At 52.0% G+C, this 7,813-nt stretch carries 10 protein-coding genes; 4 read left to right on the top strand and 6 right to left on the bottom strand.

Annotation, left to right across the window (positions count from 1 at the left end; translation table 11 throughout):
• A partial coding sequence (locus tag PPL9_RS29015) for a nicotinate-nucleotide--dimethylbenzimidazole phosphoribosyltransferase (protein ID WP_200962386.1) occupies positions 1-198 on the top strand: 198 nt, incomplete at its 5' end.
• Positions 199-363: 165 nt separating this feature from the next.
• On the opposite strand, the gene PPL9_RS33930 is transcribed toward PPL9_RS29015, so the two are convergent.
• The 3 genes from PPL9_RS33930 to PPL9_RS29030 form a co-directional block, all read right to left on the bottom strand.
• Complete coding sequence (locus tag PPL9_RS33930; protein ID WP_208989713.1) at positions 364-720, bottom strand: GFA family protein; 357 nt, start codon at positions 718-720, stop codon at positions 364-366.
• 99 nt (positions 721-819) lie between these two features.
• Positions 820-1,044 carry a hypothetical protein gene (locus tag PPL9_RS34565; RefSeq protein WP_057466171.1) on the bottom strand — a complete coding sequence of 75 codons (225 nt, stop codon included), beginning with the start codon at positions 1,042-1,044 and terminating at the stop codon, positions 820-822.
• Between the two features lie 178 nt (positions 1,045-1,222).
• A complete protein-coding gene (locus tag PPL9_RS29030; protein ID WP_280139093.1) occupies positions 1,223-2,773 on the bottom strand; it encodes a HAMP domain-containing sensor histidine kinase in 1,551 nt (516 codons plus the stop codon).
• Positions 2,774-2,977: 204 nt separating this feature from the next.
• Here PPL9_RS29030 and PPL9_RS29035 point away from each other — a divergent pair, with 204 nt between their 5' ends.
• The 3 genes from PPL9_RS29035 to PPL9_RS29045 all read left to right on the top strand — a co-directional run bounded on the left by PPL9_RS29035 (position 2,978) and on the right by PPL9_RS29045 (position 4,962).
• A complete protein-coding gene (locus PPL9_RS29035) occupies positions 2,978-3,622 on the top strand; it encodes a glutathione S-transferase (protein WP_082597167.1) in 645 nt (214 codons plus the stop codon).
• Between the two features lie 80 nt (positions 3,623-3,702).
• Complete coding sequence (locus PPL9_RS29040) at positions 3,703-4,236, top strand: uracil-DNA glycosylase family protein (RefSeq protein ID WP_082597181.1); 534 nt, start codon at positions 3,703-3,705, stop codon at positions 4,234-4,236.
• A gap of 234 nt (positions 4,237-4,470) precedes the next feature.
• Positions 4,471-4,962 carry an Lrp/AsnC family transcriptional regulator gene (locus PPL9_RS29045; RefSeq protein WP_057465982.1) on the top strand — a complete coding sequence of 164 codons (492 nt, stop codon included), beginning with the start codon at positions 4,471-4,473 and terminating at the stop codon, positions 4,960-4,962.
• Positions 4,963-5,026: 64 nt separating this feature from the next.
• On the opposite strand, the gene PPL9_RS29050 is transcribed toward PPL9_RS29045, so the two are convergent.
• The 3 genes from PPL9_RS29050 to PPL9_RS29060 all read right to left on the bottom strand — a co-directional run bounded on the left by PPL9_RS29050 (position 5,027) and on the right by PPL9_RS29060 (position 7,780).
• Positions 5,027-5,908 carry an NAD(P)-dependent oxidoreductase gene (locus PPL9_RS29050; RefSeq protein ID WP_057465983.1) on the bottom strand — a complete coding sequence of 294 codons (882 nt, stop codon included), beginning with the start codon at positions 5,906-5,908 and terminating at the stop codon, positions 5,027-5,029.
• 247 nt (positions 5,909-6,155) lie between these two features.
• Positions 6,156-7,073 carry an ABC transporter permease gene (locus PPL9_RS29055; RefSeq protein ID WP_057465984.1) on the bottom strand — a complete coding sequence of 306 codons (918 nt, stop codon included), beginning with the start codon at positions 7,071-7,073 and terminating at the stop codon, positions 6,156-6,158.
• Positions 7,070-7,780: an ABC transporter permease gene (locus PPL9_RS29060; RefSeq protein ID WP_057465985.1), complete on the bottom strand. Its 711-nt coding sequence runs from the start codon at positions 7,778-7,780 to the stop codon at positions 7,070-7,072. Before PPL9_RS29060 ends, PPL9_RS29055 begins: the two co-directional genes overlap by 4 nt.
• Between the last annotated feature and the right edge of the window lie 33 nt (positions 7,781-7,813).

The following is a 7,813-nucleotide window of genomic DNA, read 5'->3' on the forward strand; positions in this document are numbered from 1 at the left end:
GTGTTCTCTCATGCCTCCGCTGAGCCTGCACACCGCCGCGCCCTGACCGAGATGGGCGGCAAGCCTCTTTTGGATCTGGGCATGCGTTTGGGTGAAGGTTCCGGTGCAGCCATCGCAGCTGGCATCATCAAAGCAGCAGCAGCAACGCATACAGGCATGGCGACCTTCGCTGATGCAGGCGTTGCTGCTCAGGACTAATTTGAGAATAACCCCTCCGCCGAGGAGGGGAATAAATTGAAGAAAGGCCGCCTCACTCAGACGAGTTGAGGCGGCCTTTTTCAATTTCAGCAAATAACGCAGGAAAAACGCTTTCCTTTCAAACCAACGCACATAGCAACGCAAACGTTGGTTTGATGAGCTGCGCTAATCGACAAAGCGCCAGGTATCAGCACCATCAAAGTGGCGCACACGGATGTCTTTCACATCCTCAGCAGGCACCAGCCGTGTGTTCACCGCCATTTTATCCCCGTCAGGATCAACCGGCGCCCAGTGCGTGGTGTTTCCGCACGTTTTGCAGGTATGGAACTCAAGGCCCTTGTCGCCCCACAAATACGTAAAGGTCGCGTCCGGCTCTTTCTCAATACTCACGTTCTTGGGCGAACCATGCGCCCAGATGGTGCCGTAGCGACGACAGGCAGAGCAATTACACTCCGTCAGCCACTCTGGTCTTTCACGAAATTCAAACTTAACTGCACCGCAATGGCATGAGCCACGTAACATGTGTTTCTCCCCGTAAATGAATAGGTAAATGAATAGAAGCGTCGATCCTTAAACCCAAAGCAAAGCAGGGTGCAGGATCACGATGAAAAGAGAATGGGTTTAATCCAGAAACTGCCCCGTATCAGCGCCATCAAAATGACGGATGGAGATGTCTTTCACATCCTCAATCGGCACAAGGCGTGTGTTGACTGCCATACGGTCATAGCCCTCGTCCAGATCGGACCAGTGAGTGGTGTTTCCGCAAGTTTTACAGGTGTGGAACGCGATCATCTTATCACCCCAAATATAGGTGAATGTCGCATCGGGAGCTTTTTCAATGCTCACATTCCTGGGTGATCCGTGCGCCCAAACAGTGCCGTAACGACGACAGGCAGAGCAATTGCACTCTGTCAGCCATTCTGGATTTTCACGAAATTCAAATTGAACTGCACCGCAATGGCATGAACCACGAAGCATACATCCCCCAATATACGCGCCTAGAACAAATTAGGAACGTATACCCTTAGCCTGCACGAAGCAAGGGCTCTCTATCCTTGCGTGTACTCGGGTCTGGTGTGGGGATCGGGTCGATATGGCTCAGCACGCGCTTGGCTGGCAGCGAGATTGTCGCCTGCGTTCCTTCTCGCAATTTGGAGGCAAGCTTGAACTCGCCCTCATGCATATGCGCCAGCGCTTGCACAATGGAAAGGCCAAGGCCGGTGCCTTGCTCTGCATCCTGAATAGCCTGCGTGCCCTGACCAAAAGCCTGCAGCACCACAGGGATCTCTTCCTCAGGAATACCAGTACCTGTATCGCTTACACTGATGTACTGACCGCCTGAATTGTCGATGCCCACATGAATTGAGATTTCCCCCTCAGAAGGCGTAAACTTCACGGCATTGGTCAAAAGGTTCAGCACCATCTGGCGCAGGGCTTTTTCATCGGCCCAGACTTTGCTCAGACCACTCTCGTATATCTCATGAATCTCGATGTTCTTCGCCGCCGCCCGCATGTGCATCATGTGCTTGCAGGCTGCTGCCACGTCACGCAGACAGACTGGTTCCTCCTGCAACTCATAACGGCCTGCCTCAATGCGAGACAGGTCTAAAATCTCATTGATCAGATTGAGCAGATGCTCACCAGACTGATTGATATCCTTGGAGTAATCCAGATAGGTTTTATTATGCATCTGGCCAAGAACTTCGTCCTTCATCACCTCAGAGAACCCGAGAATCGCATTCAGAGGTGTGCGTAATTCGTGACTCATTGTCGCAAGAAAACGTGTTTTAGCCAGGTTCGCTTCCTCAGCCCGCCGCCGCGCTTCCTGAGAAATTGCATTCACCTGTTCCATCTCGGAGATCAGATGGTCCTTCTCTGCGCGGTATTCCAGCAAGGTCAAAGCGGAGTTATGCAACTGTTTGCTGAGGATATAAAAGAACAGCTGCGCCCCTATCGCCATCATCCCCATCGCATAATGAGGCATGCTGTCATACTGCCAGAAACTGAAGATCAGTGCGCCCGTAATCGGGGCCGTGGCAGCCAGCAAAGCGCCGGGGAGAGGGGACGACAACATGGTCGCCATAGCAATGACGATCAGCATGGTCGCAAACTGGAAAACGCCAAACCCGTAATCCGTGTTGAACTGCAGGTTTCCGATAAAAAAGATAGCCCAAACAATGCCATAGAGCATGTCACCAGCAAAAAGCTCTCTGCGAATTGAGCGCAGATCACCTTCCTGAGCTAAGCTTTTTTCCATTCGTTTTGTAGAAAGAAGAATAAGGGAGTGAGCGATCAGCATGGCGGCTAGCCAGCCTCCGGCCACTTCCACAGGAAGCCATACACTTGAGATGGTCGCAGCCACAATGGCGATCATCGGCATGGCGTAGGCCACGGACAATCTGTTCTTCACGAACATCAAAATAAGATCAGCTTCAAAACTGGGTCTCACGCCCTCAACGGTGCCAAGACGTTCGCGAGCATCCGTTACGGTACGTGCAACCTCGCGCCGGCGATTTGCTCGGGCACGATTAATAGTTGTTTTGTCCTTACTATTCTGCGACGATCCGTTGTTCATGTATTCTCGGCCTCTGTGTGCCAATAGATTGACGGGATACTTGCTCTTTTGACCAGAATGAACATGATCTCTTAAGATTGCTCTGATTCATAAGGTTAATGTTGAGTTTACAGGGTCTAAAAAATGCTAGGTTTTTGCCCCATTTTGGGACAGATTCTCTTTTAGATTGTAGGGGCAACAGCTCGTGGTTGTTGGGAGGCACCGTTGAAACTTTATAGCCATAGGCAAGCACCTAACCCTTTTCGCGTCACTCTATTCCTTGCTGAGAAGGGCGTTAAGGTTAACACTGCCTACGTAGATTTCATGCATGGCGAATTGAAGGCAGATGAGTTTAAAGCGATCAATCCGTTCCAGCGGTTGCCCGTGCTCGTGCTGGAGGATGGAACAGCGATATCTGAAAGCTGTGCCATCTGTCGCTACATAGAAGAAATGAACCCACTCAAGCCTTTGCTGGGCCAGACGGCCAAGGAAAGAGCGCTGATTGAGATGTGGAACCGGCGCGCTGATCTGAGGCTGTTAAACCAGATTTCTCAGGTATTCCGCCACACCAATCCGGCCATGGCTCCGCTGGAGCAGCCGCAGATCAAGGAATGGGGAGAGGCGAACAGACCTAAAGTTCTGGAGACACTGGCCATTTTTGATAGGCAACTGGCAGACAATCAGTTTGTTGCCGGTGACCGGTATTCAATCGCTGACATCACATTGTTCGCAGCAATCAACTTTGCTCGCGTAATTAAGCTGCAAGTCCCTGAGGAACTTGGTAATCTGCGCAGATGGTATGCAAAAATGACAGAGCGTCCGGGCGTGCAGGCAGCCCTTCAGGTGATGAAAGAGACCTCCAGCGCTTAAGAGAGCGCATTGCCGCGTGCAGGGTTTGTGTAGAGCAACCCATCCGCCAGCCATTGCCCCACGAGCCAAGGCCAGTTGTTGTGCTGTCCTCAACAGCACGTATCGCCATATGCGGTCAGGCACCGGGAACGCGCGTCCACGCCTCTGGCAAACCGTTTACAGACCCGTCAGGAGATCGCTTGCGTGACTGGATGGGTATAGGTGAAGAGGTCTTCTACGACCCCGCCAAACTTGCAATTATCCCCATGGGCCTGTGTTTTCCGGGATTGGACTCAAAAGGGGGCGACAAGCCGCCGAGGCCGGAATGTAGGAAGACCTGGCATCAAGAAATATTCAGCAATATGCCACAGATTGAAACACTGCTGGCAATAGGTGGCTACGCACAGGCCTACCACATGCCCGAGCTGACCAAAAAACGCCTCTGGGAAACAATTGCTGATTTTCGTTCAATCTGGGACAGGACAGTCGAGCGCCACGCCCAGGGCCTCGGCCCTCGCGTTCTTCCGCTCCCTCATCCTTCCTGGCGCAACAATGCACACATAAAAAAGCATCCCTGGTTCGAAAACGAGCTGCTTCCGCTCCTGAAAGAAGAAGTAAGCCGTCTTTTGAGCTGATTTGAGAGATTCTTTTTTTATGTGCCTATAATTATGAGAACGGTTTTCTTTGGCTCCCGCTAAAATCCATCTTGATGAAAATAAATTTCATGAATTTAATTATACGTAGAACGAAAACCTATATTCCTGCATAAATCTTGCTGTTTGAAGCTGGAATAACATTTCACATGACCTTATGCTTCCTGCAATGATTTTGCGCCAAACAATAATTCCGGTGGGAGATAGGGGTATAATATGATCGATAGGATCGACCGTCGCATTCTGTCCATTCTACAAGAAGACAGCACCATTCCCGTAGCTGAGATCGGTCGCCGCGTCGGCTTATCAACCACCCCATGCTGGCGCCGTATCCAGAAGATGGAAGAAGACGGCGTCATCACCCGCCGCGTTGCAGTGCTTGACCCAAAGAAGGTCAACGCCAAAGTCACCGCCTTCGTCGCCATCACCACCAACGAACACACCGACGACTGGCTCCGCAAATTTGCAGATGTCATCCGAGAGTTCCCGGAAGTGGTGGAATTCTACCGTATGGCCGGACAGGTAGACTACCTGTTGCGCGTTGCCGTGCCAGACATTGATGCTTATGATGATTTCTATAAGCGGCTGATTGCAAAGGTAAATATCGCAGACGTGTCCACGTCCTTTGCGATGGAGCAGATCAAGTACACAACTGAACTGCCACTGTCTTACATCATCGCCGAAAAGCCAAAAGCAAACATGTCATAGGACTTGGTCGGCAAAACTGAGAATTAAAAAAGCCCCGGTCATTTGATCGGGGCTTTGTGTTTTCTTACTTCTTGTCGGCGTTGTTCAGCCGGGCAATCAGGCTGGAGGTATCCCAGCGATTGCCACCCATGCCCTGAACCTCTGAATAGAACTGATCCACCAGCGCTGTCACCGGCAGGCGTGCGCCAACCTCGTCAGCTGCCTCAAGACAGATCTTCAGATCCTTGCGCATCCAGTCCACCGCAAAGCCATGCTCGAACTCACCGTCACGCATAGTCTCCCAGCGGTTCTCCATCTGCCAGGACTGTGCCGCCCCGCCGCGCACTGCTGAAATAGCTTTCTCAACATCAAGGCCGGACTTCTGCGCAAAATGAATTGCCTCAGACAGACCCTGCACCAGACCAGCAATGCAAATCTGATTGACCATCTTGGTCTGCTGGCCAGCGCCAACAGGACCCATCAAACCGGCAAACTTTGCAAAGCAATCGATGAACGGTTTTGCGCGATTGAAGATGTCTTCCTCGCCGCCAATCATAACGGTCAGCACACCATTCTCAGCACCTGCCTGCCCACCTGAGACGGGCGCGTCAAGGAAGGAAAATCCCCCCGCACGTGCTGCCTCATCCAGCTCGCGAGCCACCTGAGCAGAAGCTGTGGTGTGGTCCACGAAGATAGCGCCAGCCTTCATGCCGTGAAATGCGCCGTTCTCGCCAGTCGTGACAGAGCGCAGATCGTTGTCGTTGCCAACACAAGCAAAAACAACGTCACAGCCCTCAACGGCCTCCTGAGGGGTCAGAGCGAAGGAGCCATCGTATTCTTTGGCCCATGCCTCTGCTTTGGCTGTTGTCCGGTTGTAAACGGTAACGTCATGCCCACCACGTGAGGCCAGAAAACCCGCCATTGGGTATCCCATAACACCCAAACCAATAAACGCGACCTTTGCCATCGGACTATCCTTATAATCTTGAATCAGAGCGCAGCAACACTACCAGCTTCACCAGCAGATACCACGTAAATTCACGAGCGCGCGTTCCGTTTTATTGTATTCAATCCAACGACAAGAATTCGCTCCACCAAAGATGCGGGAGCGCGATGCGTGAGCGTTACTGAACGCAACGAGCCTTAGATGTACCAATGAAAAAAGCGCAGGCTTTTGGACCCGCGCTTTCAAGTATTTATCTCTGCCTATTGGCTTATCTTTTTAGGTGGCGCGTCAAACGAGCCTCAATGCGATCCCATGCCCGGCGCAATGTCTCCACCATCACCAGATAGGCAATCGCGGCCCAAACATACGCCTGGAAGTCATAGGTCCGTGAGAACGCACGACGCGTTTCACCCATCAGATCGTAGATGGTGATGATCGCTACAATCGCAGAGCCTTTGATCATCAAAATGATCTCGTTGCCATAAGGGCGCAGAGAGACGATCAGAGCCTGCGGTAGAATAATTTTCCAGAAAGTCACCCACTTCGGAAGACCAAGCGCAGACGCAGCTTCCCACTGTCCTCTGGCAATGTTCTCAATGGAACCTCGCAGGATTTCCACCTGATAGGCAGCGGTGTTCAGCGTGAACGCAAGCACAGCACAGTTCCACGCATCCCGGAAGAACCACCAAATATCAACGGATTCCAGTGGCTCACGGAACGTACCCGCGCCGTAATAAATCAGAAACACCTGTGCCAGCAGCGGTGTGCCACGGAAGAAGTAGACGTAGCCATACGCAATGCCGCCCAAAACACGGTTCTTGCTCATCCGCATGAAGGTCATCGGAATGGAGAGCAGAACGCCCAGCAGCATGGAAACGCCAACAAGCTTCAGCGTGATGATGAAGCCGGAAACAAATTTCTCACCATACTTAGTCAGGAACTTCGCATTGTGGGTGAGAGAAACCGGCAGCAGACCTTCGCCGCCAAACACCAATGCAACGCTGTTTGAATTCAGCAGGAACCATACAATGCCCAGTCCGCTGACAATCCAAAGTGTCAGCCAAGTGGTGCCGACAACACGCGTTGGCGTCCACGGACGGGATGTCGGAGACGGAGGAGGGGCTTTTGCCTGAATGGCCTGAGATTGAACGTAGCTTCCCAGAGCGCCGATAGATGCATCACTCATCTGGAGATCTCCCCGCGTTTAGCCCATGCATCAAGGCGGGAAATGCCACCGGAAGAGATCACAGCCAGAACGAGATAAATCACGCAAGCAACCGAAAAGAACAGGAACGGTTCTTTGGTGGTCCGCGCTGCCATATTGGAATAGCGAATAATGTCCGCCAGACCGATAATGGAGACCAGAGAGGTCTCTTTCAGCAAGATGAGCCACAGATTGCTCAGCGCAGGCAAGGACAGGCGGACGAGCTGCGGCAGGATAACCAGACGCATGGTCTGCACGTATCCCAGACCGAGCGCATTCGCACCTTCATACTGGCCTTTGTTGATTGCGCGGAAGGCAGAAAGGAAAGCTTCGGAAGCGTAGGAAGAAAACACAAGCGACAGGGCAATCATACCTGCCAGAAATGCGTTTACCTCAAAATAGAATTCCCCGAACAGCGCAAGCACTTGTTGAATGAGGATCTGACCGCCGTAATAGACAAGGAAAAGGGTTAGAAGCTCGGGAAGTCCCCGAAAAATTGTCGTGTAAATGTTGGCTGCAGCGCGGAGAGAAGGCTCTTCGGACTTCTTCGCAAGCGCCAGCAGAAACCCCAAAAGCAAGCCAATGGGAAGGCTTGCCAACGCAAGGGAGACGGTCATAACAACGCCAAGTGCTATCTCATCGCCCCAGCCCATGTCCCCAAAGGACAAGAGTGTGAAAATTTCATTCATTACGGGGATTGCCCCTATTCTTTTTAGAACGGC

The sequence above is a fragment of the Pseudovibrio sp. POLY-S9 genome (assembly GCF_001431305.1).
In the GTDB taxonomy this organism is placed as follows: Bacteria; Pseudomonadota; Alphaproteobacteria; order Rhizobiales; family Stappiaceae; genus Pseudovibrio.